This window comes from Kitasatospora sp. NPDC036993, from assembly GCF_055607525.1.
In genome coordinates, this window is sequence record NZ_JBVJRP010000004.1 from 323758 (window position 1) to 349904 (window position 26147).

At 74.3% G+C, this 26147-nt stretch carries 25 protein-coding genes and 1 tRNA gene; 18 read left to right on the forward strand and 8 right to left on the reverse strand.

Annotated elements, in window-relative coordinates; all coding sequences use genetic code 11:
• Positions 1–42: 42 nt before the first annotated feature.
• The gene (locus tag ACZ7C5_RS10565; protein ID WP_401081306.1) at positions 43–1212 is read right to left on the reverse strand and encodes a sensor histidine kinase; all 1170 of its coding nucleotides are present in this window, start codon (positions 1210–1212) and stop codon (positions 43–45) included.
• 339 nt (positions 1213–1551) lie between these two features.
• On the opposite strand from ACZ7C5_RS10565, the gene ACZ7C5_RS10570 reads away from it, so the two are divergent.
• From ACZ7C5_RS10570 to htpX, 11 genes are all read left to right on the forward strand, one after another.
• Positions 1552–1968 (forward strand): NADH-quinone oxidoreductase subunit A, encoded by a 417-nt coding sequence (locus ACZ7C5_RS10570; protein WP_188297272.1) that lies wholly within the window; start codon positions 1552–1554, stop codon positions 1966–1968.
• Positions 1959–2663 carry an NADH-quinone oxidoreductase subunit B gene (locus tag ACZ7C5_RS10575; RefSeq protein ID WP_470322423.1) on the forward strand — a complete coding sequence of 235 codons (705 nt, stop codon included), beginning with the start codon at positions 1959–1961 and terminating at the stop codon, positions 2661–2663. The genes ACZ7C5_RS10570 and ACZ7C5_RS10575 overlap by 10 nt, the downstream gene beginning before the upstream one ends.
• Positions 2660–3754: an NADH-quinone oxidoreductase subunit C gene (locus ACZ7C5_RS10580; protein ID WP_401080038.1), complete on the forward strand. Its 1095-nt coding sequence runs from the start codon at positions 2660–2662 to the stop codon at positions 3752–3754. Before ACZ7C5_RS10575 ends, ACZ7C5_RS10580 begins: the two co-directional genes overlap by 4 nt.
• Positions 3751–4710 (forward strand): NADH-quinone oxidoreductase subunit NuoH, encoded by a 960-nt coding sequence (nuoH, locus tag ACZ7C5_RS10585; protein WP_401080036.1) that lies wholly within the window; start codon positions 3751–3753, stop codon positions 4708–4710. Before ACZ7C5_RS10580 ends, nuoH begins: the two co-directional genes overlap by 4 nt.
• 73 nt (positions 4711–4783) lie before the next feature.
• Positions 4784–5338 (forward strand): NuoI/complex I 23 kDa subunit family protein, encoded by a 555-nt coding sequence (locus ACZ7C5_RS10590; protein WP_401080034.1) that lies wholly within the window; start codon positions 4784–4786, stop codon positions 5336–5338.
• Positions 5335–6033, forward strand: coding sequence for an NADH-quinone oxidoreductase subunit J family protein (locus ACZ7C5_RS10595; protein ID WP_401080032.1), 699 nt, complete (start codon positions 5335–5337; stop codon positions 6031–6033). The genes ACZ7C5_RS10590 and ACZ7C5_RS10595 overlap by 4 nt, the downstream gene beginning before the upstream one ends.
• Positions 6033–6443 (forward strand): NADH-quinone oxidoreductase subunit NuoK, encoded by a 411-nt coding sequence (nuoK, locus tag ACZ7C5_RS10600; RefSeq protein ID WP_401080030.1) that lies wholly within the window; start codon positions 6033–6035, stop codon positions 6441–6443. The genes ACZ7C5_RS10595 and nuoK overlap by 1 nt, the downstream gene beginning before the upstream one ends.
• Entirely contained in the window at positions 6440–8503 is a 2064-nt protein-coding gene (locus ACZ7C5_RS10605) for an NADH-quinone oxidoreductase subunit 5 family protein (protein ID WP_401080028.1), read from the forward strand. The genes nuoK and ACZ7C5_RS10605 overlap by 4 nt, the downstream gene beginning before the upstream one ends.
• Positions 8504–8556: 53 nt before the next feature.
• Positions 8557–10137: a complex I subunit 4 family protein gene (locus tag ACZ7C5_RS10610; RefSeq protein WP_401080026.1), complete on the forward strand. Its 1581-nt coding sequence runs from the start codon at positions 8557–8559 to the stop codon at positions 10135–10137.
• A gap of 56 nt (positions 10138–10193) precedes the next feature.
• Positions 10194–11765 (forward strand): NADH-quinone oxidoreductase subunit N, encoded by a 1572-nt coding sequence (locus tag ACZ7C5_RS10615; RefSeq protein WP_401080024.1) that lies wholly within the window; start codon positions 10194–10196, stop codon positions 11763–11765.
• Between the two features lie 164 nt (positions 11766–11929).
• Positions 11930–12793: a zinc metalloprotease HtpX gene (gene htpX, locus ACZ7C5_RS10620; RefSeq protein WP_401080022.1), complete on the forward strand. Its 864-nt coding sequence runs from the start codon at positions 11930–11932 to the stop codon at positions 12791–12793.
• 60 nt (positions 12794–12853) lie between these two features.
• Here htpX and ACZ7C5_RS10625 read toward each other — a convergent pair whose 3' ends face one another.
• Positions 12854–14308 carry an aminotransferase-like domain-containing protein gene (locus ACZ7C5_RS10625; RefSeq protein WP_401080020.1) on the reverse strand — a complete coding sequence of 485 codons (1455 nt, stop codon included), beginning with the start codon at positions 14306–14308 and terminating at the stop codon, positions 12854–12856.
• Positions 14309–14393: 85 nt separating this feature from the next.
• On the opposite strand from ACZ7C5_RS10625, the gene ACZ7C5_RS10630 reads away from it, so the two are divergent.
• The 3 genes from ACZ7C5_RS10630 to ACZ7C5_RS10640 all read left to right on the forward strand — a co-directional run bounded on the left by ACZ7C5_RS10630 (position 14394) and on the right by ACZ7C5_RS10640 (position 16772).
• Entirely contained in the window at positions 14394–15215 is an 822-nt protein-coding gene (locus ACZ7C5_RS10630) for a DMT family transporter (RefSeq protein WP_470322424.1), read from the forward strand.
• Between the two features lie 171 nt (positions 15216–15386).
• Positions 15387–15812 carry a BlaI/MecI/CopY family transcriptional regulator gene (locus ACZ7C5_RS10635; protein WP_401080016.1) on the forward strand — a complete coding sequence of 142 codons (426 nt, stop codon included), beginning with the start codon at positions 15387–15389 and terminating at the stop codon, positions 15810–15812.
• Positions 15813–15815: 3 nt separating this feature from the next.
• Entirely contained in the window at positions 15816–16772 is a 957-nt protein-coding gene (locus ACZ7C5_RS10640; RefSeq protein WP_401080014.1) for a M48 family metalloprotease, read from the forward strand.
• A 21-nt stretch (positions 16773–16793) separates the two neighbouring features.
• Here ACZ7C5_RS10640 and ACZ7C5_RS10645 read toward each other — a convergent pair whose 3' ends face one another.
• Positions 16794–17483, reverse strand: a complete 690-nt coding sequence (locus ACZ7C5_RS10645; RefSeq protein WP_401080012.1) for an FMN-dependent NADH-azoreductase — start codon at positions 17481–17483, stop codon at positions 16794–16796.
• A 146-nt stretch (positions 17484–17629) separates the two neighbouring features.
• Between ACZ7C5_RS10645 and ACZ7C5_RS10650 the strand changes: the two genes are divergently transcribed.
• Positions 17630–18529, forward strand: coding sequence for a sigma-70 family RNA polymerase sigma factor (locus tag ACZ7C5_RS10650; RefSeq protein WP_401080009.1), 900 nt, complete (start codon positions 17630–17632; stop codon positions 18527–18529).
• Between the two features lie 63 nt (positions 18530–18592).
• Here ACZ7C5_RS10650 and mug read toward each other — a convergent pair whose 3' ends face one another.
• The 4 genes from mug to ACZ7C5_RS10670 all read right to left on the reverse strand — a co-directional run bounded on the left by mug (position 18593) and on the right by ACZ7C5_RS10670 (position 23522).
• Positions 18593–19153, reverse strand: a complete 561-nt coding sequence (mug, locus tag ACZ7C5_RS10655; protein WP_401081303.1) for a G/U mismatch-specific DNA glycosylase — start codon at positions 19151–19153, stop codon at positions 18593–18595.
• 14 nt (positions 19154–19167) lie between these two features.
• A complete protein-coding gene (locus ACZ7C5_RS10660; RefSeq protein WP_401080007.1) occupies positions 19168–20265 on the reverse strand; it encodes a phosphatase PAP2 family protein in 1098 nt (365 codons plus the stop codon).
• A 202-nt stretch (positions 20266–20467) separates the two neighbouring features.
• Entirely contained in the window at positions 20468–21547 is a 1080-nt protein-coding gene (locus ACZ7C5_RS10665; protein ID WP_470322469.1) for an aminopeptidase P family protein, read from the reverse strand.
• A gap of 643 nt (positions 21548–22190) precedes the next feature.
• Positions 22191–23522: an MFS transporter gene (locus ACZ7C5_RS10670; RefSeq protein WP_470322425.1), complete on the reverse strand. Its 1332-nt coding sequence runs from the start codon at positions 23520–23522 to the stop codon at positions 22191–22193.
• A gap of 174 nt (positions 23523–23696) precedes the next feature.
• Between ACZ7C5_RS10670 and ACZ7C5_RS10675 the strand changes: the two genes are divergently transcribed.
• Both ACZ7C5_RS10675 and ACZ7C5_RS10680 read left to right on the forward strand, forming a co-directional pair.
• A complete protein-coding gene (locus ACZ7C5_RS10675) occupies positions 23697–24353 on the forward strand; it encodes an ArsR/SmtB family transcription factor (RefSeq protein ID WP_470322426.1) in 657 nt (218 codons plus the stop codon).
• A gap of 42 nt (positions 24354–24395) precedes the next feature.
• Positions 24396–24893 (forward strand): hypothetical protein, encoded by a 498-nt coding sequence (locus tag ACZ7C5_RS10680; protein ID WP_401080001.1) that lies wholly within the window; start codon positions 24396–24398, stop codon positions 24891–24893.
• A gap of 142 nt (positions 24894–25035) precedes the next feature.
• Here ACZ7C5_RS10680 and ACZ7C5_RS10685 read toward each other — a convergent pair whose 3' ends face one another.
• Positions 25036–25524, reverse strand: a complete 489-nt coding sequence (locus ACZ7C5_RS10685) for a YajQ family cyclic di-GMP-binding protein (RefSeq protein WP_188295359.1) — start codon at positions 25522–25524, stop codon at positions 25036–25038.
• Positions 25525–25742: 218 nt separating this feature from the next.
• On the opposite strand from ACZ7C5_RS10685, the gene ACZ7C5_RS10690 reads away from it, so the two are divergent.
• Positions 25743–25823 (forward strand) — tRNA-Tyr (locus ACZ7C5_RS10690).
• The last annotated feature ends 324 nt before the right edge of the window (positions 25824–26147 follow it).

The following is a 26147-nucleotide window of genomic DNA, read 5'->3' on the forward strand; positions in this document are numbered from 1 at the left end:
TGCCGTGCCGTGGTGCCTAGGGCTGCCGTCCGGCGGGCCCGGTCAGCGGCGGGCGGTGCGGGTGTGCCAGGGCAGCTCGACGGTGACGGTGCTCGGGCCGCCCTCGGGGCTGTCCACCAGGAAGACCCCGTCCACCGCGCGGATCCGCTCGGCCAGCCCGGCCAGGCCGCTGCCAGGGTAGGGGGCCGCGCCGCCCTTGCCGTCGTCCTGGACCAGCACCATCAGCTGGTCGTCGGAGCGCCAGACCTCGACCGAGGCGGAGCGGGCGCGGGCGTGCTTGGAGACGTTGGTCAGCAGCTCGCTGACGGTGAAGTAGGCGATGCCCTCGACCGCCGAGTCCGGGCGCTCCGGCTGTCCGTCCGGGCCGGTCAGGTCGACGTTCACCCGGACGCCGCCGGGGACGGTGCAGCGGGCGGCGACCGAGGACAGCGCGGCGTCCAGGCCGCGGTCGGTGAGCACCGCCGGGTGGATGCCGCGGGCCAGGTCGCGCAGTTCCTGGAGGGCCAGCTTCACCTCGCCGTGGGCGTTGTCGACCATCCTGGCGGCGACCGCCACGTCGTCCTCGGACTCCACCTCGCGCAGCCGCTCCTTGGCCATGCCGAGGTCCATCGCCAGCGCGACCAGCCGGGCCTGGGCCCCGTCGTGCAGGTCGCGCTCGATCCGGCGCAGGTCGGCGGCGGCGGTGTCGACCACGGTGCCGCGGTCGTCCTCCAGCTCACGCACCCGCTCGGCCAGCGCGCCCGGGAAGAGCAGCGACTCGATCAGGATGCGGTCGACCGCGGCCAGCCCGCGGATCACCCAGGGCAGCACCGGCCAGAGCACGATCACCGAGATCAGGCTCAGCGCGAAGCTCAGCACGCCCCAGGGCAGCATCAGCACGTTGTAGAGCGCCGAGCGCCAGTTCAGCAGGTCGGTGAGCTGGGCGATGGTGTAACCGACCAGCCCGGGGCGGCGCGGCTTCACCGGCTCGGGCTCGTCGATCCCGGAGTCGTACGCCGACCGGGCCCGCCGCCGCCCCAGCGCGCCCAGGGCGCGGGCGACGCCCAGGCCGCCGGCCAGCAGCGGCAGGCCGATCACGGTGATCGACAGCGCCAGGCCGACCGAGAGCGTGGTGACGGCGACCACGAAACCGAAGATGCCCAGCGGCAGGTTGAGCAGCAGCAGGCCCACCTGGTGCCACATCCTCGCGCCGTACAGCGGTGGGGGCTCCATCCTCGCGTCCTGCTCCTTGATGGCGTCCACGGCGCGGTGCAGCGGCTTCATCCGGATCTACCATCCCTCTTCGTCGTGTGGCTGGACCAAGCTTCCCGAACCGGGCGCGGTGGATGCCATGGGGGTGATACATCTTCCCGGCCGGGGGTTATCCCCACCCCCGGCCCGGTCGCCCCGCGTCCGCCGGGGTGTCCACCGGTCGTCTTGCGGAGCGGGCAGGGTTCGGGGGGACCGGAGCGGGCCCCTTAGACTCACGCATTGGCCACGGTTGGGACCGTGGGAGCAAACGTCGTAGAACTGACCTGAGGGCGGGTTCACGGCCGAGGTGGAGGCGAAGGCATGGAGGGGCAGCACGCGGCTGCCGTCGCTGCCGATCCGGCGGTCGGCAGCGGCTACTTCGACGCGTACGCCGCGATGGGCCTGCTGGCCGTCGTCGGGGTGCTCTTCGTGACCGTGGCGTTCACCGCCAACCGGCTGCTGCGGCCGGTGGTGTACTCGCCGGAGAAACTCCTCGCCTACGAGTGCGGAGTGGATCCGGTCGGTGAGGACTGGGCGCACACCCAGGTCCGCTACTACGTGTACGCCTTCCTGTACGTGATCTTCGCGGTGGACGCGATCTACCTCTTCCCGTGGGCGACCGTCTTCGCCTCCGCCGGGTACGGCGCGGGGACGCTGATCGAGATGTTCCTGTTCATCGGCTTCCTCGCGGTCGGGTTGCTCTACGCCTGGAAGAAGGGCGTTCTGGAATGGACGTGACGCACTCCCACCCGCACGGCGGCGCGCAGGACGGTCCCGTCCCGCTCGGCCTGCCCGACCCCGCGCGCCCCGGCGCGGTCGAGCGCCGTGGCCTGGGCCCGCTGGCCCGGCTCGCGCCGGACCCGGTCAAGGTGGTGCTCAACTGGGGGCGCCGCTACAGCCTCTGGTGCTTCAACTTCGGCCTGGCCTGCTGCGCGATCGAGTTCATCGCCGCGTCCATGGCCAAGCACGACTTCATCCGGATGGGTGTCATTCCGTTCGCGCCCGGCCCCCGTCAGGCCGATCTGATGATCGTCTCGGGGACGGTCACCGACAAGATGGCGCCCGCCGTCAAGCGCCTCTACGAGCAGATGCCCGAGCCGAAGTACGTCATCTCCTTCGGCGCCTGCTCCAACTCCGGCGGCCCGTACTGGGACTCGTACTCGGTCACCAAGGGCGTCGACCAGATCATCCCGGTGGACGTCTACGTGCCCGGCTGCCCGCCGCGGCCCGAGGCGCTGCTCCAGGGCATCCTCAAGCTCCAGGAGAAGATCGCCGCCGAGTCGCTGCCGGACCGCTACGCCACGCCCGCGCCCGCCGCGGCGCTGCGGCGGCCGCTGGTGGCCGGGCCTCCGGCCGGTTCCGCCACCGGCTTCGAGGCGGGTTCCGCCGCCGGCTCCGACGCCGGTTCTTCGACCGAGGGAGGGGCCTCATGACGTCCGCCGAGCAGTACGCGGCGTCGGTCGGGGAGTGGGCGACCGGCGCCGAGGCGTACGGGCTGATCACCGTCGACGTCCCGGCCGAGCACTGGATCGAGGCGCTCACCAACGCCAGGGACGTCCTGGGCCTGGGCTTCTTCGACTGGCTGAGCGCCGTCGACCAGCTCGCCGACGGCTTCGCCGTGGTCGCCCACCTGGCCGCCGTCGAGGCGCCGGGCGTGCGGCACCTCGCGGTGCGCACCCGGGTGCCGCGCGACGCGGCGGCGCTGCCGACCGCCGTGGCGGTGTACGCGGGTGCCGCCTGGCACGAGCGCGAGACGCACGAGATGTTCGGCATCGACTTCCCCGGGCACCCCTACCTGGCCACCCTGCTGCTGCCGGACGGCTTCGAGGGGCACCCGCTGCGCAAGGAGTTCGTGCTCGCGGCCCGGGTCGCCAAGGACTGGCCGGGCGCCAAGGAGCCCGGCGAGTCGGACCACGGCGGCGGGCCGGCCCGGCGCAAGATGCAGCCGGCCGGTGTGCCGGACCCGAACGAGTGGGGGCCGCTCAAGGGCACTCTGCCGCCGGTCGCCGAGCGGCCCGCGCGTGGTGCGCGGGCGGCCGGTGCCGCCCGCGCGCCCCGGGCGGCGGCCGCGGGTGCCGGTGCTGCCGCCGGTGGCGCTGCTGCTGCCGCCGCCGAGGGTGCCCCGCCGGTGCGGGCGGACCGGCCGCGGCGGACCCGGTCGGTGTCCGAGGGGTCGGCGAGCCAGGCGGGTGCCGAGGCTCCCGCTGCTGCTTCCGACGTCGATGCCGCCGCTGCTGCCGAGGGTGCCCCGCCGGTGCGGGCGGACCGGCCGCGGCGGACCCGGTCGGTGTCCGAGGGGTCGGTCAGCCGGCCGGACAGCTCGGCGGACGGCCCGGCCGTCGCCGGGCCGACGGCCGAGCCCGTGCCCCCCGCACGCCCCCGGTCCTCCGACGCGCCCTGGCACAACCCGGTGCCCGCCCACGAGGAGAAGCCGTCGGCCGGCGAACCGGGTGCCCAGGAACCGGGTGAGCAGAAGGACGAGATCTCGGCCGGGCCGGCCGACCAGGACGGAGACGGCGCGTGAACCTGCTCGACACGGTGCTGCGCTGCGTCGCCACCCTCGTCGTCTTCCTGGTCTTCCCGCTGGTCATCGGCCAGACCGAGCACAAGGTCATGGCGCACATGCAGGGCCGGCTCGGCCCGATGTACGCGGGCGGCTTCCACGGCTGGGCACAGCTCGTCGCGGACGGCGTGAAGTTCGCGCAGAAGGAGGACATCGTCCCGGCCGGGGCGGACCGCAGGGTCTTCCAGCTGGCGCCCGCCGTCTCGCTGCTGCCGTACCTCTTCGTGCTGCTGGCGATCCCGGTCGGCCCGAACGGCCTCGTCGGCCAGGCGGTCGACGCCGGGCTGTTCTTCGTGCTGGCCGTGATGGGCGTCGGCGTGATCGGCAAGTTGATGGCCGGCTGGGCCTCGGCGAACAAGTTCTCGCTGCTCGGCGCCCTGCGCACGGCCGCCCAGCTGATGTCGTACGAGCTGCCGATGGTGCTGGCGGCGGCCTCGGTGGCGATGGCCGCCGGCACCCTGTCGCTGCCCGGGATCGTGGACGCCTGGGAGTGGTACTGGCTGCCCTGGCAGATCATCGGCGCGTTCGTCTTCTTCACGGCCGGTCTGGCCGAGCTGCAGCGCCCGCCGTTCGACATGCCGGTCGCCGACTCGGAGATCATCTTCGGCGCGTACACCGAGTACACCGGTCTGCGCTTCGCGCTCTTCCTGCTGTCCGAGTACGTGGGCATCCTGGTGGTGTCCGCGCTGACCGCGGTGCTCTTCCTGGGCGGCTGGCACGGACCGCTGCCGGACCAGCTCGGCTGGCTCTGGACGATCCTCAAGACCTTCGCGCTGGCCTTCGTGGTCATCTGGCTGCGGGTCACCTACCCGCGTCTGCGCGAGGACCAGCTGATGCGCTTCGCGTGGACGGTGCTGATCCCGCTCGCGCTGGTGCAGCTGGCCCTCACCGGCATCATCAAGGTGGCGATCTCATGACCGAGCGGAGCGAGGGAATCATCGTCGGGTACGGGTGGGCGAACGCCCCCGCCGAGCGCAGCGGGGTGGGCGCATGAGTTTTCCCGGTGTCGGTCTCGCCAAGGGGCTGGCCGTGACGCTGCGGACGATGACGAAGAAGACCGTCACCGCGCAGTACCCCGACGTGCAGCCGGTGCTGCCGCCGCGTTCGCGCGGCGTCATCGCGCTGCTGGAGGAGAACTGCACGGTGTGCATGCTCTGCGCGCGCGAGTGCCCGGACTGGTGCATCTACATCGACTCCCACAAGGAGACGCTGCCGGCCGCCGAGCCGAACGCCAGGGCCCGCACCCGCAACGTGCTGGACCGGTTCGCCATCGACTTCTCGCTCTGCATGTACTGCGGGATCTGCATCGAGGTCTGTCCCTTCGACGCGCTGTTCTGGTCGCCGGAGTTCGAGTACGCGGAGACCGACATCCACGAGCTGACCCACGAGCGGGAGAAGCTCCGCGAGTGGATGTGGACCGTCCCGGCGCCGCCGGCGCTGGACCCGGCGGCCGAGGAGCCCAAGGAGATCGCGACCGCGCGCAAGACCGCGGACAAGCTGGCCGCGGCCGCCGCCGTGACGGACGAGAAGGGTGACGACGCATGAGTGCCGCTGCCACGCTTCTCGCGGCGACCGGGTCCCTGGAACCGGCCGCCCGTTCGTTCCTGTCCCCGACCGGCCAGGAGATCGTCTTCCTGCTGGTCGGCATCGCCGTGCTCGGATCGGCCGTGGTCTCCGTGACCACGAAGCAGCTGGTGCACGCCGCGCTCTGGCTGGTGGTCGCGCTCGGCGGGCTGGCGGTGGAGTTCCTGCTGCTCACCGCCGAGTTCATCGCCTGGGTACAGGTGCTGATCTACCTCGGCTCGGTGGTCGTCCTGGTGCTGTTCGGGCTGATGCTCACCAAGGCGCCGATCGGACGCTCGCCGGACGCCGACTCCAGGAACCGCTGGGCAGCCCTGGCCGTGGCGGTGGCCGCTGCCGGGACGCTGGTCACGCTGGTGGCCGACGCCTTCAGGACCTCCTGGATCGACCTCGGCCAGGGCGGCGGCTCGGCCGCCGCCACCGGGGCCGGCCTGTTCCGGCACTGGGTGCTGCCCTTCGAGGCGCTGTCCGTGCTGCTGCTGGCGGCGCTGGTCGGCGCGATCGTGCTGTCGCGCGGGTCCGGGCGGCGGGTGCCGGCACCCCGGGCGGGCAGGCTGCGCGCCGGGCGGCCGGTCGGGTCGAACGGGACGGTCGCCGCGACCGCGCCCGAGCAGGCCGCGCCGACCACCCCCGCTGCTTCCGCGTCGGAGGAGAGCTGATGCACCTCGCCTACCCCGCCGTCCTCGCCGCGCTGCTGTTCAGCGTCGGCGTGTACGGCGTGCTCGCCCGGCGCAACGCCGTCCTGGTGCTGATGTCCGTCGAGCTGATGCTCAACGCCGTCAACCTCAACCTGGTCGCCTTCGACGCCTGGCTGCGCGACTCGCTGCACGCCGGGCAGGCGCTCACCCTGTTCACCATCACCGTCGCCGCCGCCGAGATCGGGCTGGGGCTCGCCATCGTCCTGCTGCTGTTCCGGGCCCGGGGCACCGCGGACATCGACCGGGCCACCGCGCTCGGCGACCCGGCCGAGGCGCTCGCCGTCGAGGAGACGCCGGTCGACGCCGAGGCGCCGGCCGGAGCCCGGGTGCCGGCCGGAGCCGAGGCACTGAAGGGCCAGGCCACCGCATGAACCTCGCCCTGCCCGTACTCGTCCCCGCGCTGCCCGCGCTCGGCGCCGCCGCGACCCTGGCCGTCGGCAGGAAGGCTCCCGGGCTGGCCAGGCCGCTGGCGATCGTCCCGGTCGCCGCCGCGGCGGTGCTCGCCCTGGTGGTCGCCCTCCAGCTCGGCACCGGCCAGACCCTGGACGCCGGCACCCGGCTCACCCCCACCGGCGGCCCGGACATCACCCTCGCCCTCCACCTGGACGGCTTCAGCTCGCTGATCTCGGTGCTGGTCGGCCTGGTCGCCACCTGCGTCCAGGTCTACTCGACGGCGTACCTCAAGGAGGACCCGCGCTACCCGTCCTACGCGGCGCTGGTCTCGCTGTTCACCGCGGCGATGTTCCTGGTGGTCTACTCGGGCGACCTGATCGTGCTGCTGGTCGGCTGGGAGGTCATGGGCCTCTGCTCGTACTTCCTGATCGGCCACCACTGGGAGACCGCGGACGCCCGCTCGGCCTCGCTGAAGGCTTTCCTGGTCACCAAGCTCGGTGACGTGCCGTTCCTGTTCGGGATCTTCCTGCTCGCCGCCGACGCCGGCAGCTTCCGCGTCCAGGACGTGCTGGCGGCCGCGACCGAGGGCCGGCTCGGGCACCCGACGCTGATCGCGCTGCTGCTGCTCGCCGGTGTGGCCGGCAAGAGCGCGCAGTTCCCGCTGCACACCTGGCTCCCGGACGCGATGGCTGGTCCGACACCGGTCTCCGCGCTGATCCACGCCGCCACCATGGTCGCGGCCGGCATCTACCTGGTCGCCCGGCTGCTGCCGGTGTTCCTGCTGTCGGGCGCGGCGCTGGTGGTGCTCGCGGTGATGGCCGCCGTGACGATGATCGGCTCGGCGCTCTGCGCGCTCGCCCAGGACGACCTCAAGCGGGTGCTCGCCTACTCCACCGTCGGCCAGCTCGGCTACATGGCCGGTGCGCTGGCCAGCGGGGACCGCGAGGCCTCCGTCTTCCACCTGGTCAGCCACGGCGCGTTCAAGGCGCTGCTGTTCCTGGCCGCCGGCGTGGTGATCCACGCCGCGCACACCAACTCGCTCTCCGCGATGTCCCGCATCCCGGGGCTGCGCAAGCGCGTCCCCGACGCCTACTGGACGACGGGCATCGCGCTGGTCGCCCTGGTCGGGCTGCCGCCGTTCTCCGGCTTCTTCAGCAAGGAGGCGGTGCTCACCGCCGCCGAGCACGCCGCCAACGGCGAGGCGCTGACCAACGGGCTCGGCCCGGCCTCGGCGGTGCCGCAGGCCGCCGGATGGATCGTGCTGATCTCCGCCGGGCTCACCGCGCTGCTCACCGCGGCGTACGCGACCCGGCTCTTCCTGCTCGCGTTCCACAGCCCGGCCGGTGCCGCCGCGGCCGCACCGCAGGTGCTGCCCGCCGCCGACCGGGGCACCGTCGCGGCCGACCACGAGGCCGGGGCGCCGTACTCGCCCGAGCCCGACGAGGCCGACCCGGCCGCCGCCGAGCCGCCCGCGATGCGCTGGCCGCTGTGGGTGCTGGCCGTGCCGACCATGGGCTTCGGCATCGCCGGCCTGCGCTCGGACTGGCTGCCCGCGCTGCTGGACGGCGGCCCGCTGCGGCCCTCCGGGGTCACCGCCGTCACCGGGACCGGGCTCGCCGTGGTCGGCGTGCTCGCCGCGTACGGCGCCTGGCGCTCGGCGACCGCCCGGCTGGACACCGGCAGTCCGGCCCCGGCCGGAGGCTGGGGGAGGGTGCCGGGGCAGGGCGGAGCCCCGGCCGCCGAGGTGATCGTCGCCGACCCCGGGCGCACCCTGCTCGGGCCGCTGTTCGGCCCGGCCCGGCACGGCTTCGGCGTCGACCGGCTGTACCACGCGCTGTTCGTCCGTCCGGTGGGCGCCGCCGCCAAGCTGGTCCGCTTCCTCGACCGCGAGGTCGTCGAGGCCTACGTGCGCGGCAGCGGGGTGGGCGCCAACCTGCTCGGCCGGGCCGTCCGGCTCGCGCAGACCGGGAACGCGCAGACGTACCTCAGCGCACTGCTGGCCGCGGTCGTCCTGCTCGCCGTCCTGGTGGCGGTGTAACCGGTGCCGCTGTCCTCCACCTCCGTCCCCTCGACCGCTGCTGGGAGCCCCCGATGAACGCAGTCCTCATCGCCCTCCTGGTGCTGCCGCTGTTCGGCGCCGCACTGACCCTGGTACCGGTGTTCGGGCCGGACCGGGCCCTGGCCGACCGGCGGGCACTGCGGCTGAACACCGTCGTCACCGGCGTGGTGTTCCTGCTCACCGTCGCCCTCGCGGCCGGCTTCGACCACGACGAGCCCGCCCGGATGCAGGCCACCACCGACGTGTCCTGGATCCCGGCCCTGCACGTGCGCCTCCACCTCGGGGTGGACGGCGTCTCGCTGCCGCTGATCGTGCTGACCGGACTGCTCACCTTCCTCTGCGCGCTGTACTCCGAGAAGCGGCTGCCGAACGGGGAGACCCGGAGCGGAGCCCCCGACGGGCGGGGCCCCTCGGCACAGGCCTTCGTCGGGCTGTTCCTCCTGCTCGAAGTCGGCATGCTCGCCACCTTCGCGGTGCTGGACCTCCTGCTCTTCTTCCTGGCCTTCGAGATCGTGCTGATCCCGATGTACTTCCTGATCGCCCGCTGGGGGAGCGGCGCCAAGGTCCCGGCCGCCAACCGGTTCATCCTCTACACGCTGCTCGGCTCGGCGGTGATGCTGCTCGGCTTCCTGCTGATCGGCAGCAAGGCCGGCACCTTCGACATGCAGGCCCTGGCCGCCGCGCACGGCGGCGGACTGAGCCACACCACCCAGGTGATTGCCGCGCTGGCGATCCTGGTCGGGCTCGCGGTCAAGGCCCCGGCCTGGCCGCTGCACAGCTGGCTGCCCGACGCGCACACCGCCGCCCCGACGGTGGGCTCGGTGCTGCTCGCCGGCGTGCTGCTGAAGATGGGCACCTACGGCCTGGTCCGCGTCCTCCTCCCGGTCGTGCCGGACGGCGCCACCACGCTGGCCCCGTACCTGGGCGCCTTCGCGGCCGTCGGCATCGTCTACGGCTCACTGGCCTGCCTGGCGCTGGCCCGCCCAGGCGCCAAGGGCGACCTCAAGCGCCTGATCGCGTACTCCTCCGTCGGCCACATGGGCTTCGTGCTGCTCGGCATCGCCTCCCTCACTCCGGTGGGCGTCAACGGCGCGCTGTTCGCCAACATCGCCCACGGTCTGATCACCGGTCTGCTGTTCTTCGTGGTCGGCGCGCTCAAGGACCGCTACGGCACGGCCGACCTCGACACCCTGTCCGGCGCCACCGGCGGCGCGCTGTACGGCCGGGCCCCGCGGCTGGGCGTGCTGCTCGCCTTCGCCGCCGTCGCCAGCCTCGGCCTGCCCGGCCTGGCCGGCTTCTGGGGCGAACTGCTCGCCATGTTCGGCGCGTTCGACCCGGCCGACGGCCTGTCGCGCCCCGCGTTCGTCACCTACATGGTCCTGGCCGGTCTCGGCACCCTCCTCACCGCCGCGTACCTGCTGATCGTGGTCAAGCGCGTCTGCATGGGCGACCCCGGGCAGCCCGCGCCGGTGGCCGAACTCGCCGACCTGCGCCCGTACGAGGCCGTCAGCTGGACGCCGCTGGCCGCGCTCACCCTGCTCGCCGGCCTCTGGCCCGCGCTGCTGCTCGGCCTCTCCGACCCCGCCGTCAAGCACCTCCTCGGGGGTGGCTGACCGTGCTCGCAGCCCAGACCGCCGCACTCGGACCTCACTCCACGGGGCAGCACACTGTGACCTCCCTCGCCGTAGCCAACCCGGGCAGCCTGATCCAGTCCGTGGACTGGGTGGCGATCGCGCCCCCGCTGATCGCCGCCGTGGCCGCCCTCGCGGTGCTGCTCACGGACCTGTTCCTGCCCGAGCGGCACAAGAAGTGGCTCGGCCGCCTCACCGCGGCCGGACTCGCCCTCGCCCTCATCGCGCTCCTTCCCCTCACCGGATCGTCACCCCGGGCCACCTTCTGCGTGCAGAACGTAGCAGGGGGGTCCGACACTCCAGGGGTCACCGGCTCCGCCGTGGGCGGCTGCTCGTACGTCGCCGACCACTTCGCCCTGGTGTTCCAGCTGCTCGCCCTCGGCGGCGCGCTGATCGCGGCGCTGCTGTCGATGCACACCGTGGAGAGCGAGCGGCTGCCGCGCGGCGAGTACTGGTTCCTGCTGCTCTCCAGCGCCACCGGCGCCGCGCTGCTGCCCGCCTCCCGTGACCTCGCCACCATGGTGATCGCCCTGGAGGTCGCCTCGCTGCCCGCGTTCGCCCTGGTCGCGCTGCGCCGGGACGGCCGGGGCGCGGAGGCCGCGTTCAAGTTCTTCGTCTCCTCGGTCACCGCGACCGCCGTGATGCTGCTCGGCGTCGGCTTCGTCTACGCGGCGAGCGGCAGCCTGCACCTCGCGGCCGTCGCCCAGGGCCTGGAGCACGCCCCCGGGCAGCTCAGGCCACTGGCCGAGGCGGGAGCGGTGCTGACCCTGGTCGGCTTCGCCTTCAAGGTCGCCGCCGTCCCGTTCCACTTCTGGGTGCCCGACACCTACACCGGCGCCCCGCTGCCGGTGGCCGGCTACCTCTCGGTGGTCGGCAAGGCGGCCGGCCTGTCCGGCCTCGCGCTCGCCACCACCATCGCCTTCCGCCCGTACGCCCACACCTGGGGCCTGGTGCTCGCCGTCCTGGCGGCCGTCACCATGACCGCCGGCAACGTCGGCGCGCTGCGGCAGCGCTTCGACACCCGGTACAGCGCGGTGCGGCTGCTCGCCTGGTCCTCGGTCGGCCAGGCCGGGTACCTGCTGGTGCCGCTCGCCGCGGCCGGCTACGCCCCCGGGGGGGTGGATCCGCTCGGCGCCACCGCCGCTTACGCGCTGATCTACGGCGTGGTGAACCTCGGTGCCTTCGGGGTGGTCGCCGCCGTCGGCCGCCGGGCCGGGACCAGCGTGGACGACTTCCGCGGCCTGTTCGCCCGCAACCGCTGGACGGCGCTGGCGCTCGCCTTCTTCCTGCTCTGCCTGGCCGGCCTGCCCCCGGGTGTGATCGGCCTGTTCGGCAAGGTCGTGGTGTTCCGCGCCGCGGTCGACGCCGGGCTGGGCTGGCTCGCCGTGGTGATGGCCGTCAACGTGGTCGTCGCCCTCTTCTACTACCTGCTGTGGACGGCCCGGCTGTTCGCCCCGGCCACGGGTGACGAAGCCCTCCCGGAGAGCGCCGCCGGACACCGGCTGCCGGTGAGCCTCACCGCCACGCTGGGGCTCACCGCCTCCGCCGCGGTGGTCCTCTCGGTGGCACCGCAGCTGGTCCTCCAGGTCGCGGGCGGCTCGCTGTTCTGAGCGGGTGCCGGGCGGTGCCGGGGGTGCGGTCCGGCGCCGCCGCGACGGTGTCGCGTCGGTGTCGCGTCGGTCACAAGGGAACAAGGCCGTTGGCCCCACCCGTTGACCGGGCAAGAGGGACGAGGCAGAAAGGGCTTCCCCACCGCACCATTGGAGGGCCTGACGTGCACAGCCGGCACAACGGACTGAGGACCGCAGTGCTGCTCGGAGGCCTCTCGGCGCTGATCCTGGTGATCGGCGGCCTCTTCGGTCGGACCGGCTTCGTGATCGCCCTGCTGGTCGCCCTCGGGACCAACGCCTACGCCTACTGGAACAGCGACAGGATCGCGCTGCGGGCCATGCGGGCCCGGCCGGTCAGCGAGTTCGAGGCGCCCGGGCTGTACCGGATCGTCCGGGAGCTCTCCACCTCCGCCCGCCAGCCGATGCCCCGCCTCTACATCTCGCCGACCCCCGCCCCGAACGCCTTCGCCACCGGCCGCAACCCGCGCAACGCGGCGGTCTGCTGCACCGAGGGCATCCTGCGGATCCTGGACGAACGCGAGCTGCGGGGCGTGCTCGGGCACGAGCTGAGCCACGTCTACAACCGGGACATCCTGATCTCCTCGGTGGCCGGGGCGCTCGCCTCGGTGGTGATGTTCCTGGTGAACTTCGCCTGGCTGATCCCGTTCGGGCGCCACGACGACGACGACGGCCCGGGGCTGTTCGGGATGCTCGCCATCATGATCCTCGGCCCGCTCGCGGCCGGGCTGATCCAGCTGGCGGTCAGCCGCTCCCGGGAGTACCAGGCCGACGCCGACGGCGCCCGGATCACCGGCGACCCGCTCGCCCTCGCGAGCGCCCTGCGCAAGCTCGACGCCGGCACCCGCCGGCTGCCGCTGCCGCCCGAGCCGCAGCTCCAGACCGCCAGCCACATGATGATCGCCAGCCCGTTCCGCCCCGGCGAGACCGGCGCCCGGCTCTTCTCCACCCACCCTCCGATGGCCGAGCGGATCGCCCGGCTGGAGCGGATGGCGGGCGGCTGGGCGTAGCGGCCGGGTGTAGCGGCCGCCGGGCCGGAGCGGGGCGCCGCGGGCACCCGCGCCGGGACGTCAGCCCGTCGGCTCCTCGTACGCCAGCCGCAGGCGGTGGACGCCCTCGGCGACCTGGGCGGGGCTCTCGGCGGCGGCGTAGCTGAGCCGGAGGTGGGGGGCCGGGGGCTCGGCGGGGTGGTAGGGGCGGCCGGGAGAGACCTGGACGCCCGCGCGCAGGGCGGCCGCGGCGAGGGTGGTGTCGTCGACACCGTCGGGGAAGCGCAGCCACAGGTGGTAGCCGCCGGGGCGGTGCGGGCCGAGGACGCCGGGCAGCTCGCGGTGCAGGGCGGCGACGGCGGCGGTGCGGCGGTCGCGCAGTTCGGCGCCGAGGGCGCGCAGGTGGCGGGCCCAGGCCGGGTCGGCGACCAGTTCGAGGGTGGCCTCCTGGAGCGGCCGGGGCACGAAGAAGCTGTCCACCACCTGGGTGGCCCGCAGCCGGGCCAGGGCCGGGCCGCGCGCGGTGAGGGCGCCGACCCGCAGGTTGGGGGAGGCGGCCTTGGTCAGCGAGCGCAGGTGCACCACGACGCCGTCCCGGTCGTCGGCGGCGAGCGGACGCGGCAGGGCGGGGGCGTCCGCGTGGACCAGCAGCCGGGCGAAGTCGTCCTCGACCACGAAGGCCCCGGCCGCCCGGGCGATCCGCAGCACCTCGCCCCGCCGTTCGGGCGACAGCACCGCGCCGGTGGGGTTCTGGAACAGCGGCTGGCAGAGGAAGACCCGGGCCCGGGTGGCCGCGAAGGCGTCCGCCAGCAGGTCGGTGCGCACGCCGTCGGCGTCGACCGGGACCGGGACGGGCCGCAGCCCGGCCGCCCGGACGACCGCCAGGATGCCCGCGTACGTCGGCGACTCGACGAGCACCGGCGAGCCGGGCGCGGCGAGCGCCCGCATGGCGACGGTCAGCCCGTTCTGCCCGCCGGAGGTGATCAGGACGTCCCCGGCGCCGACCGGCCCGCCGTGGCCCCCGATGTCGCGGGCGAACCAGCCGCGCAGCTCGGTGAGGCCGTCGGTGGGCGGGCGGTCCCAGGCACCCGGGCGCCGGCCGGCCCTGGCGAGGGCGGCGGCGAGCAGCCGCTCGGGCAGCAGCGAGGCGTGCGGGTAGCCGCTGTTGAGGTCGATGACGTCGGGCGGGGGCACCCGGAGGGTGGCGAACACCGGGGCGGCGAGCAGGTCGCGCGGGCCGGAGTCGGCACTGAGCGCGATCTCCTGCCAGGAGAGGTCGCCGGTACGGCCGGCCGGCGCGGCGGAGCCGGCCGGGGCCGCGGCGAAGGCCGCCGCCCGGAACACCCCGGCGCCCGGCCTGGAGACCACCAGCCCCTCGGCCACGAGCACCGCGATGGCCCGGGAGACCGTCACCGGGCTGACCTGGTGCCGCTCCGTCAGCGCCCGGCTGGCGGGCAGCTTTCGCCCCTCCGGGTAGCGCTCGACATCCCGCCGCAGGATGTCGGCGAGTTCGGCCACACTGCTACGCTCGTTCATGACGACACAAGATAGCGCTACTCGCCAGCGGGCGGTAGCACCTCGGCAGGCCACCGCTTCCGGCACCGTCCACGCGGCCCTCGGAGTGGCCTCCTTCTCGCTCACCTTCCCCGCCACCGCGTGGTCCCTGACCGGCTTCGGCCCGTGGTCCGCGACCGGTCTGCGCGGCGCCCTCGCCGGTCTGCTGGCCGTGCTGTACCTGGCGGCGGTCCGCGCCCCGCTGCCGCGGCGGCGGCACTGGCCCGGACTGCTGGTGGTCTCCGGCGGCTGCGTCCTCGGCTTCCCGCTGCTGACCACGCTCGCCCTGCGCACCTCCTCGACGGCCCACTCGGCGGTGGTCGTCGGCATGCTGCCGCTGGCCACGGCGGCGGTCGCGGCGCTGCGCACCGGCCGGCGGCCGTCCGGGGCGTTCTGGGCGGCGTCGATCGCCGGGGCCGCGGCGGTCCTCGCCTTCACACTGGTGCAGAGCCACGGCCGCCCGACCGTCGCCGACCTCTACCTGTTCGTGGCGCTGCTGGTCTGCGCCGCCGGGTACGCCGAGGGCGGGCGGCTCTCCGAGGACCTGCCGGGGGCCCAGGTGATCGCCTGGGCGGTGGTGGCCGCGCTGCCCGTGACGCTGCTGACCGCGGTGCTCGGACTGGGCGCCGAGCCGATGCGGATCGGGGCGAAGGCGCTGGCCGGGCTGGCGTACACGGCGGCGGTCTCGCAGCTCGGCGGGCTCGTGCTCTGGTACCGGGGGCTGGCCGCGATCGGGGTGCCGAGGGCGAGCCAGCTCCAGCTCGCGCAGCCGCTGCTGACGCTGGTCTGGTCGGTGCTGCTGCTCGGCGAGCACCTGCCGGCGGCGGCGCCGGTCACCGCGGTGGTGGTGCTGGTCTGCATCGCGGTGACCCAGCGGGCCAGGGTCTGACCGGGCGGGCCGGGAGCCGGCCCGCGGGGCCGACCCGGCCCGGAGGCACGGCGGGGGCTGCGCCGTACGCCCGCGAACCCCTGCGCGGACCGGTTCGGCGCCGCCCCGCGCTCGTTAGGATGAACCCGCGCCCGGCCGTCCGGGCGCGGCATCCGGAGGGAGTGGGCCGTCATGGCAGACGAGAGGCACGCCCCGTTGGCCGGGGAGGCGCCGGCCCGGCGACGCGGCCAGGGCGAGCTGGAGGCGCAGGTGCTGGCGCTGCTCCAGCGGGCGCCCGGCCCGGTTGCCGCCGGGTGGGTCCAGGAACGCCTGGAGGGCGACCTGGCGTACACCACGGTGATGACCATCCTGTCCCGGCTGCACGCCAAGAACGCCGTGACCCGGACCCGCTCCGGCCGTTCCTACCTGTGGCAGGCCTCCTCGGACGCCGCCGGGCTGGCCGCGCTGCGGATGCGCCGGATGCTCGACGGGGAGGCGGACCGGGACGCCGTCCTGGCCAGTTTCGTCAGCGCGCTGCTGCCGCACGACGAGGAACTGCTCCGGGCGCTGCTCGACGCCGCGTCCGCCGATCCGGCAGCGACCGACCGTGAGAGCTGACCCGTGGGCCTCTTCGTCTTCCTTCCGCTCGTCCTGCCGCTCACCGCGGTCCCGATCGCGCGCCTGACGGAGCAGCACCTGCATCCGCGCGGCGCGACCCGGCTGATGACCGTGATCAGCGCGGTGCTGGCGGTGTGCAGCGTGCTCTGCCTCGGGCTGATCGGGGTGGTGGGCACCGCGCAGATCCCCGGCAACCCGCTGCCGGACAGCTGGTCCGACCCGGAGGTGCGGGCCGCGCTGCCGTACCACGAGACCGTCGGCACGGCCGCGATGTGGCTGCTGGCCCTGGTGGGCTTCGCCTGCACCCGGACGGTCGTCCGGCACCTGCGGGTACGGGCCAGGGCCCGCCGGGCGCTGACCGGGCTGCCCGCGGGGCCCGGGGAGTCCGGCGACCTCGCGGTGCTGCCGGACCGCAGCCCGTACGCCTACGCGCTGCCCGGCTCGCCCGGCCGGGTGGTGGTCTCCACCGGGATGCTGGCGGGCCTCGCCGCCGACGAGCGCGAGGCGCTGCTCGCGCACGAACGGGCGCACCTGCGCCACCGGCACCACCGGTACCTGCTGAGCACCCAGCTCGCCGCCTGCGTCAACCCGTTCCTGCGGCCGTTGCAGCACGCGGTGGCGTACAGCGCGGAGCGGTGGGCGGACGAGGACTCGGCGCAGGCCGTGGGGGACCGCCGGATCACCGCGCGGGCGGTGGCCAGGGCGGCCCTGGTCTCGCACGCCGCCCCGGCCCCCGGTTTCGCGGCCTTCGCCGCCCCGGCCGCGACGGCCGGCCCGGTGCCGCGCCGGGTCGCCGCGCTGCTCGGCCCGGTGCCGACCTCCCGCAACTGGCCGCCGGCCACGACCCCGGCGGGCCTGGCGGCGATGGTCGCGGCGATCGGTACGGCGGCGTCGGCGCTGTGCGCGCTCAACGCCGCCGTGGCCCTGCTGGTGGTGCTCAAGGCCGTCACCCCGCTGTAGGGCGCTGCCCCGCGGGACGGCTCAGAGCGTCGCGGCCAGCTCGTCGACGGCGGCCTCGGCCGCCGCCAGCGACTCGACGGCGAGCGGCTGGAGGGCGTTCAGCGCCGGGATGTCCGCGGCCCTGGTGAGCTCGGCGGTGACCACGTGCAGGTTCTCCGCCGCGACCCCGATCCGGTCGAAGTACGCCCGCAGGTAGGGGAGCTGGAAGTCGCAGTGGGCGCGCGGCGTGCCCGGGCCGTAGCCGCCGCCGCGGGCCGCGACGACCACCACGCGGGTGTCGCGCAGCAGCGGTTCGCCGGTCTCCGGGTCGAGGAAGACGCCGGGGAAGGAGATCCGGTCGATCCACGACTTGAGGCCGGTGGAGACGGTGTAGTTGTACATCGGGCTGCCGACCAGCAGGGTGTCGGCGGACCGCACCTCCTCGATCAGCGGGCGGCTGAGCGCCCACTCGTGGGCCTCGTCCGGCCCCTCGGCGAGGCGGCCGATGTCGTCCAGCGGGAGCACCCCCTTGCGCTCGGTGCGGCGGCCGAGGGTGTCGTAGGCGGCGCGCACCCGCGGCACCGGGTCGGCGGCCAGGTCGCGGTACCGGTGCCGGGCGGCTGCGCCGTGCCGGGCGCGCCAGGCGGCGGCGAAGCGGGCGGTCAGGGCGTTGCTGACCGAACCGGACGGATTGATGCTGGAGTCCAGGTGGAGCAGCGTGGTGGAGGTCATGGTGGTCTCCCGGTCACCTCGGAGGAGGACGGATCGTCATAGCGGTGACGAGCCGGGTCGAGGAAAGGTGACCGATGGGCCGGAACGCGATGTCGGGAGCGGCGGGCGGGGGAGCGGCGGCTGCGGGACGCACGGGGGAGGGGGCGGTGGCCGGGGCAGGTACGGCCGGGCGAGCGCGGGCCGGGGCGCCGGCGGAACGCTTCGAGGCCGAGCGCGGCCGGCTGCGGGCGATCGCCCAGCGGATGCTCGGCTCGACCGGCGAGGCCGAGGACGCCGTGCAGGAGGCCTGGCTGCGGCTGGCCCGCACCGATCCCGCGGAGGTCGACAACCTGCCCGGCTGGCTGACCACGGTGGTCTCCCGGATCTGTCTGGACCTGCTGCGGGCCCGCGCCGCGCGCCGTGAGGAGCCGACGGACGAGGCGCTGCCGGACACGGCGGGCGGCGGCCCCGAGCCGGAGCGGGAGGCGCTGCTGGTCGAGTCGGTGGGCCGGGCGCTGCTGGTGGTGCTGGACCGGCTGGGCCCGGCCGAGCGGGTCGCCTTCGTGCTGCACGACGGCTTCGCGGTGCCCTTCGACCAGATCGCGCCGATCGTCGGACGGACCCCGGTGGCCGCCAAGAAGCTGGCCAGCCGGGCCAGGCAGCGGGTGCGCGGGACGGCCGCGCTGCCCCCGGAGCCGCTGGCCGGGCACCGACGGGTGGTGGAGGCCTTCCTGGCCGCCTCGCGGGGCGGGGACCTGACCGACCTGCTGGCCGTGCTGGCCCCGGACGTGGTGCGCCGGGCCGATCCGGCCGTGCTGCCCGCCGGCCGGGCGCTGGTGGCCCGGGGCGCCGAGGTCGTCGCCCGGGAGACCACGGTCTTCGGCCGCCGGGCCCGCTACGGCGAGGTGGCCCTGGTGGACGGGGTGCCCGGCATCCTGATCGCCCCGGACGGGCGGCTGCGGCTGGTGCTGCGGGTGACGGTGGCGGACGGCCGGGTGGCCGGCTACGAGGTGGTCGCCGACCCGGCCCGGCTCGCCGCGCTCGACCTGGCCCTGCTGCCGGGGTGAGCGCGGCGGGCAGGATCCGCTGCCGGGCGGGCCGCCGGCGGCCGTTCAGCCTTCGGCGGCTGCTCAGCCTTCGGCGGCTGTGGAGCCCTCGACGGCCTCCCGGAGTTTGCGGAACTCCTCGGCCAGCCCGTCCAGGGTGTAGTGGGCGTTGAGTCCGCTGGGGTTCGGCAGCACCCACACCTCGGTGTCGCCGATGCCCTCCGGCTGGCGCCCGATCGCGGCCCGGCGCTGCCCGAAGGCCGTCCGGTAGGCGCCGATGCCGAGCACGGCCAGGACGCGCGGGCGCAGCCGCAGCACCCGTTCGCGCAGTGCGGCGCCGCCCTCGCGCAGCTCCTCGGCGGTCAGCTCGTCCGCCTTGGCGGTGGTGCGCGGGGCGACGTTGGTGATGCCCAGGCCGAGCGCGAGCAACTCCCGCTGCTCGTCCGGGCGGTACTGGTGCCCGGTGAAGCCGGATCGGTGCAGGGCGGGCCAGAAGCGGTTGCCGGGACGGGCGAAGTGGTGGCCGGTGGCGCCGGACCACAGGCCCGGGTTGATGCCGCAGAACAGCACCCGCAGCCCGGGCCCGGAGACGTCCGGGATGGTGGTGTCCTTGGCGGCCAGCAGTTGCTCGGCGGTGGGCTTCATCGGTGCGCTCGGGTTCACCCGGCCAAGTCTGCCGGGCCCTTCGCCGGAGCCTTCGCCGGAGCCTTCGCCGGGGCCGCGGCCGGTGCCGGTGTGGAGGCCGGATCCAGAGCCGAGGCCGAACCCGGGGCCGGAGCCGAAGTGGCCACGGCAGCACGGCGGTTGCGCAGCCGGCGCAGCCCGTACACCACCGCGGCCGCGTAGGCCCAGCCGACGAAGACGTCGATGATGAAGTGCTCCGCGCCGTAGACCAGGGTGAAGGTCATCGCGAGCGGGTAGGCGACCAGCACCGCCCGCAGCCAGCGCTTGGCGGTGGGCCAGAAGAAGAACAGCAGCATCGCCGGGTAGGCGGAGTGCAGCGAGGGCATCGCGGCGACGTCGTTGGCGAACTGGCTGCCGTTCTCCAGCAGCGAGTCGGCCTGCGGCAGCCCGCTCAACGAGATCACCTCCCAGACCACCCGGGACAGGTGCGGCAGGTTGCCCGCCTGGGAGGTCAGCCACGGCGGCTCGGCCGGGTAGAGGAGGTAGGTGGCGAAGCCCGCGAAGGTGAGCGTCAGGTAGGCGGCCAGCAGCTGCCGGAACCGGTGGTGCGCGCGCCGCCAGAGCACCGCGAGCAGCAGGAAGACGACGAAGAAGTGCGAGAGGTAGACGGCCACCGCGGCGTAGTCGTACCAGTGCGGCGAGCCGGGGGTGTAGAGGGCGTGCTGGAGCCGGACGGTCCAGGTCTCGCCGAAGCCGAGCACCTCGTCGAAGCGCAGCTGAGGCAGCCAGTGCGGGGCCCACGGGGTGTGCGCGCCGTAGCCGCGCAGCAGCGAGTACGCCCACACCACGGCCATCACCGGGACCCAGTCGCGCAGGACCAGGAAGAAGCCGCGGGGGCCGTGCCCGCTGTGCACGGCGGCGGTCAGCAGGGCGGCGATCAGCCAGAGGAACAGCACGTCGTTGGCGGAGGGGATGCCCTCGGTGCGCAGGAACCAGAGGAGGCACGTCAGGTAGAGCGGCCAGGCCAGCCAGCGGAGTCTCGACCAGCCCGTCACGCGTGGGCGGGGCGGAGGCACCGGGCGCGGCTGCCCGGCCCGCACGTCGTGCGGGGCCGGGGGGAGGGTCTTGGTCATGCGCACCGAACCTACCAACCCAAACTTGGAGGACTCTGGGTGAAATATGACCGGTTCGTAAGAACGCTCGATCCGGTCGACACCCGGTTCGACGGACGATCCGAAGGACGGTTCGACAGGTGGGTCGACAGGTGGGTCGACAGGTGGTTCGACACTCCGTTCGACCGGCCGTCGGACACCGGCGGGCGCCGGTGGGGCACCGTCAGGCCACGATGCCCAGCTCGTGCGGAGTGTTGTTGAAGCGGCGGCCCCCGGCCGGGGTGACGGTGACGATGTCCTCGATCCGCACCCCGAACCGGCCCGGCAGGTAGATTCCGGGCTCGATCGAGAAGCACATGCCGGGCACCAGCGGCCGTTCCTCGCCCTCGACCAGGTACGGCGGTTCGTGCGTGGTGGTGCCGATGCCGTGCCCGGTGCGGTGGATGAAGTACTCGCCGTACCCGCCGTCGGTGATCACGCGGCGGGCGATCCGGTCGATCTCCTGGCAGCCGATCCCGGGGCGGACCGCCTCGAAGGCGGTCTGCTGGGCCAGCCGGACCAGGTCGTGCACCTTCCGCACCTCGTCCGGGACGTCCGGGCCGACGTGCACCGTCCGGGTGGTGTCGGAGCCGTAGCCGTCCTTGAGACCGCCGAAGTCCAGCACCACGGTGTCACCCGTACGGATGACCCGGTCACCGGCCTCGTGGTGCGGGTCGGCGCCGTTCGGGCCGGAGCCGACCACGGTGAAGTCGACCTGGCTGTGCCCGTACTGGATGAGCAGCGCGCCGAGGTCGGCGGCCACGTCGGTCTCCCGGCGGCCGGCGAAGTCGACCTCCAGGATGCCCCGGTAGGCGGCGTCCGCCGCGCCGCCGGCCGAGGCCAGGCGGTTCAGCTCCTCGGTGTCCTTGACGGCGCGCAGCATCGGCAGCGTCTCGGTGAGCGAGGTGAAGGAGACGCCGGGCAGCGCGGCCTGGAAACCGAGCAGGTGCAGCGCCCAGGTGTTGTCGGAGACGCCGTACCGCCCGGCCGGGTCGAGCAGCGGGCCCGCGGTGGCGAACGGGTCCGCGCCGTCGGACCAGTCGAGCAGCCGGACGGCCGGGGCGCCGACCGCCTTCTCGGCGTCCGGTCGCTCCAACGTGGGGACGACCAGCGTGGGTTCGCGTCCGGCGGCGAGGACGAGGGCGGTCAGCCGCTCGGTGATCGCGGTGGGCGTGTAGCCGCACAGGTAGGCCAGGTCGGGGCCGGGGGCGACGACCAGGCCGGACAGTCCGGCGGCGGTGGCCTCGGCGGTGGCGCGGGCCATCCGGGCGGTGTGGTCCTCGACGGTGAAGGGGCGGGGCACGGTGGTTCCTCCTCTGCGGCCGGACGGGCTCTGCTGAGCCTCCGTCGCGTCAACTCCATCACTTGGCGGTGGAGTTGGTGAAGCCCGAGGGGGGCGTGCGGCGCGATCCGGGCGGTGGGGCGGGCCCTTGCCGGCGGCCCGGGGTGGCCCGGGTTGGGCCTTGGACGGGTTCCTCGGGGGCAGGGTGAGGTGCGGCAGGGCGAGGACCGGGCCGTGGGCCACGGCCCGGACGTGGCGCAGAGCGGCCAGCGCGGCGGCGGCCAGCAGGGCGAGCGCCGGCCAGGACGGTCGTCGGGTGGCGGCCGTTCCGCCGGGGCCGCCGATGTCGCCGGTGCCGCCGCGACCGGGCGGGGGTGTGTCCGTGGAACTCATCCGGTCCTCCTCCCGGCGCGGCGCCACTCGGCCTCGGCCGGCCCCACGGCCGTGGGTTGTGGGGGCTGCGTGAGCCGCGCGGGGGTTCAGGCGCCCGGTCCGGCGCCGCGGGGTCGCGGCCGATCCCCCGGGAGGACCCCGGGGGCGAGCCGTACCCGGCCAGTTCACCCGGTTGCCGGGTCCGCCGCATGCGGCGGGGGCCGTGCGGGTGACCGGCGGCAGGCCCGGGGCGTCAGTCCTGTCCGGCGGCCGGCGCGGCGGCGGGCCACGTGGCGCGGCGCAGCGTGGGGCTCGCGGTCGCGGCCAGCAGGGCGGCGGCGAGCAGGGCGCTGATCGCGACCAGCACGGTGGCGGGGGAGGAGCGGTCCAGCAGCAGGCCGGCGACGAAGGTCCCGGCGGGCATGCCGGCCGTGAGCAGCGTCATGGTCGCCGCGATCACCCGGCCGCGCAGCGCGTCCGGCACCTGGCGGAAGACCAGCAGGTCGAGCATCACCCGCAGGGACGGCACGCCCGCCCCGAACACGAACAGGGCGGCGAAGACGGTCGGCGCCCCGCCGGGCAGCAGCGGCGCCAGCGGGACGGGTACGGCGCTCCAGGCCACCGCCAGCAGCAGCACGCCGGGGCCGGCCAGTCGGTGCAGCCGGGCGACCAGGACGGTGCCGGCCAGCGCCCCGACCGCCTCGCCGGCCAGGGCCAGGCCGATCCCGGCGCTGCCGGTGCCGTGTTCGCGCAGCAGCACCATGACGGGCAGCAGCAGCGCGGCCCCGGTCAGATTGATCACCAGCAGGACGGCCAGGGCGGTCCGCAGCAGCGGGGAGGCGGCGAGGATGCGGAAGCCGGCCAGGGCGTTGCCCCTGGCGCTCCGGCCGGCAGTCCCGGACTCGTGCGGGCTGGGGAAGCGCACCACGAGGGCGGCGGCCAGCGCGAGCAGTGAGGCGAGCGCTGCCCCGAGGAAGGGGACCGCGCGGCCGAGCCCGAACAGGAACCCGGCCAGCGGCGGTCCGGCCAGCGCGGCGCCGCTCATCCGGGCCTCGTCCTGGGCCAGCGCCTGGGACAACTGCTCCGGCGGGACCACCGAGCGCAGTGCGAGCAGCCGGACCGGGCCGCTGTAGGAGACGGTCGCGCCGATCACGGCGGCGACCAGCAGCAGGTGGACCAGGTTCGGCGGGCCGAACGCCAGGGCGGCCGGGACGCTGGCGAGGGCGAGCAGCCGGGCACCGTCGGCGGCGATCAGCACCCGGCGGCGGTCCACCCGGTCGGCCACCACGCCGCCGTGGACGCCCAGCAGCAGGGTGGTGGCCATCTGTACGGCGCCGAAGGCCCCGGCGGCGGTGGAGGAGCCGGTGAGCGCGAGGACCAGCAGGGGGAAGGCGGTGTCGCCGATCACCATGCCGAGGGTCGCGGAGGCCTGGCCGGCCCAGAGGGCCTGGAACCGCAGGTTGCGCCGCAGCGGTACGAGCGGAGGAGGTGCGGGCGACGGCGGTTCGGGCGCAGGCGGTACGGGCGGAGGCGGGTCGGCCGGTTCGGGGTGCGCCGCTGCCGTCGCCGTCGGCTGGTCCGTCATGTCCGGCCTCCATCGTTCGCGCTCTCGCCATCGTTCACGTTGAAGTGAATGGTGACGCAATCATGATTGCTCACGCAAGGCTGATTGGTAGTGGAATGGTGATCGATGGCTCAGCGGTGAGCGCTCACCGCGACGTGATTGCCGACGGAGCGGGCGATCTGGAAGGGTGGGCCCGTGGCCGAGCACGCACCGGAACCCGCCGACAGCGGCGAACAGCAGCCCGTCACCTGGGTCAAGGAGCGCCAGGTGTCCGATGTCGCCGTGCTCAAGGCGCTGGCCGACCCGCTGCGCCTGGCCATCCTCGGCGCCCTGCAGTCCTCCGAGGACCGCCCGCTGACGGCCAAGGAGCTCGCCGCCCGGCTCGACGAGCCGCAGACCAAGCTCTACCGGCACATCAGGCAGCTGGAGAAGGCCGGGCTGGTCCTGGTGGCCGGCACCCGGCTGGTCTCCGGCATCGTGGAGAGCCGCTACCGGGTCGCCCAGGGAGCGATCCGGCTGGCGCCGGAGATGTTCACCGCCGACTCCCCGGCCCGTTCAGGGGCGTACGACGCCATGCTGGCCGCGATGGACCGGGTGCGGACCGACTTCCGCGTCAGGATCGCCGAAGGCCGGCTGGACTTCGGCTGGCCGTCGGGCGGCTCGGGCCCGCCGTCCGGGCTGTTCGCGGACTTCGCGCTGCGGCTCAGCCCGGACCGGCTGGACCGGCTGCGCTCCCAACTGGCCGGAATCTTCGACGAACTGAACGAGGAAGGGCCGAGTACGGCCGAGGACGCGCTGGACGTGACCGTCTTCACCCTGCTCTACGGTCTCCGACCGGGCACGGAATCATAAATTCCGGGCCGACTGTCGGCGCGGTGGGACACCATGTCCGGCATGTCCTACGAACTCCAGGCGCTGATAGGAACATCGGAGCTGCTGACGGTCGCCGCGGCGGAGGTCCCGGCCGCCAGGGTGGTGCCGTTGCGGCAGGGATTGGCGCTGATCCCGGTCACCCCCGCCGTCCTCGCCGCGCTCCAGGGGGACGGCAGCGTGCGCAGGCGGGGCGGCGGCGGGGCCGGGTTCGGCTGGCACTCGGACGGCTTCGAACTCCGGCTGGCCGCCTGGTCGAAGGCCGGTCCGATCGCCTGTGTCGAGGCGGAGTACTTCGGCGGCAGCGGCACCCAGCGCGCCGCCGTCTGGACGGACGGCAAGGTCGTCCTCGGTCCGCTCACCATCGGCGAGTTCGAGCCCGCGCCGGCCGAAGGCACCCCGATCTCCCGCGCCCTGCGGGGCATCGGCGCGCGCACCGAGGAGGGGCTGGCGGACGAGTTCGAGTCGGTCGGCCTGGCCAGGCGCCGCAGCACCGACGGCTGGGCGGAGTCGGCCGGCTGAACCGGGTGCGGGCGCCCCGAGCCTCTGCGGCCGGACGGGCGCAAGGAACGGGGGCGCGGCACCGAAACCTTCTTCGGTGCCGCGCCCCCGTTGCGTCCCGTGGCCGCTCCGAGCCCGCGTCCTCGCCGGCCGGGGCCCCGTACTAGCGGTAGTTCACGTACTGGATCGCGAAGTCCAGGTCCTTGCCCTTGAGCAGGGCCTGCACGGCCTGGAGGTCGTCGCGGCTCTTCGAGCTGACGCGCAGCTCGTCGCCCTGGACCTGCGCCTTGACACCCTTCGGGCCCTCGTCACGGATGATCTTCGCGACCTTCTTCGCGTCCTCCGTGGTGATGCCCTCCTTGATGTTGGCGAAGATCTTGTACTCCTTGCCGGACAGCTGCGGCTCGTTGGCGTCCAGCGCCTTCAGCGACAGGCCGCGCTTGACGAACTTGGTCTGGAGGATGTCGAGGACGGCGCGCACACGCTCCTCGCCGTTCGCCTTCATCTCGATCTTCTCGCCGGAGCGGCTGATCTCGGCGCCCACGTTCTTGAAGTCGAAGCGCGTCGCGATCTCGCGGGAGGTCTGGTTGATCGCGTTGTCGACCTCCTGCCACTCGACCTTCGAGACGATGTCGAAACTGGAGTCGGCCATGGGTGTTGGTCTCCTTGATGCTCTGGCTTCACTGGCGCGGGCCCGCCACACCGGGTGCCCGCGGTCCCAGCCTATCCAGCGCCACACCGGCCCCGCCCGTAGCGGCGGCCCCCGGCTTCTTGATCGTCGCGTGATCTATCGAGTGGCGGAGCACCCCCCGGGATCGGGTATGGTTTACCAAGTCGAACGGGGTGAACGCCCCGGGAAACGAAGATCCTGGCTGGTTGCCCGAGCGGCCAAAGGGAGCAGACTGTAAATCTGCCGCGTAAGCTACGCAGGTTCGAACCCTGCACCAGCCACAGGATAGAGAACAGCCCCTGATCTGCGGAAACGCAGACAGGGGCTGTTCTGTTTGCCCCGGGCCGCCCGTGCGCCGTCCGGGTGCCCCGCCGCTCCCCGCCGTCCCCTCGTCGCACCCCGGACGGGCTTCCGGGCGAACTTATTGCACATTGCTTGCAATTACGGGTTTCAGGCAGCAGAGTGGGGTGCCGGGGGTGGGAGTCCTTCGACAGAGCTGATCGTCTTCCCAGCCGGCGACCGCCGGGACAACGGCTCGCCCCACCCCCGCCAACAGCTACCGGGCGGCGCCCGGAGTGGCGCGGCGGTTGCCTCGTGGAGGCATC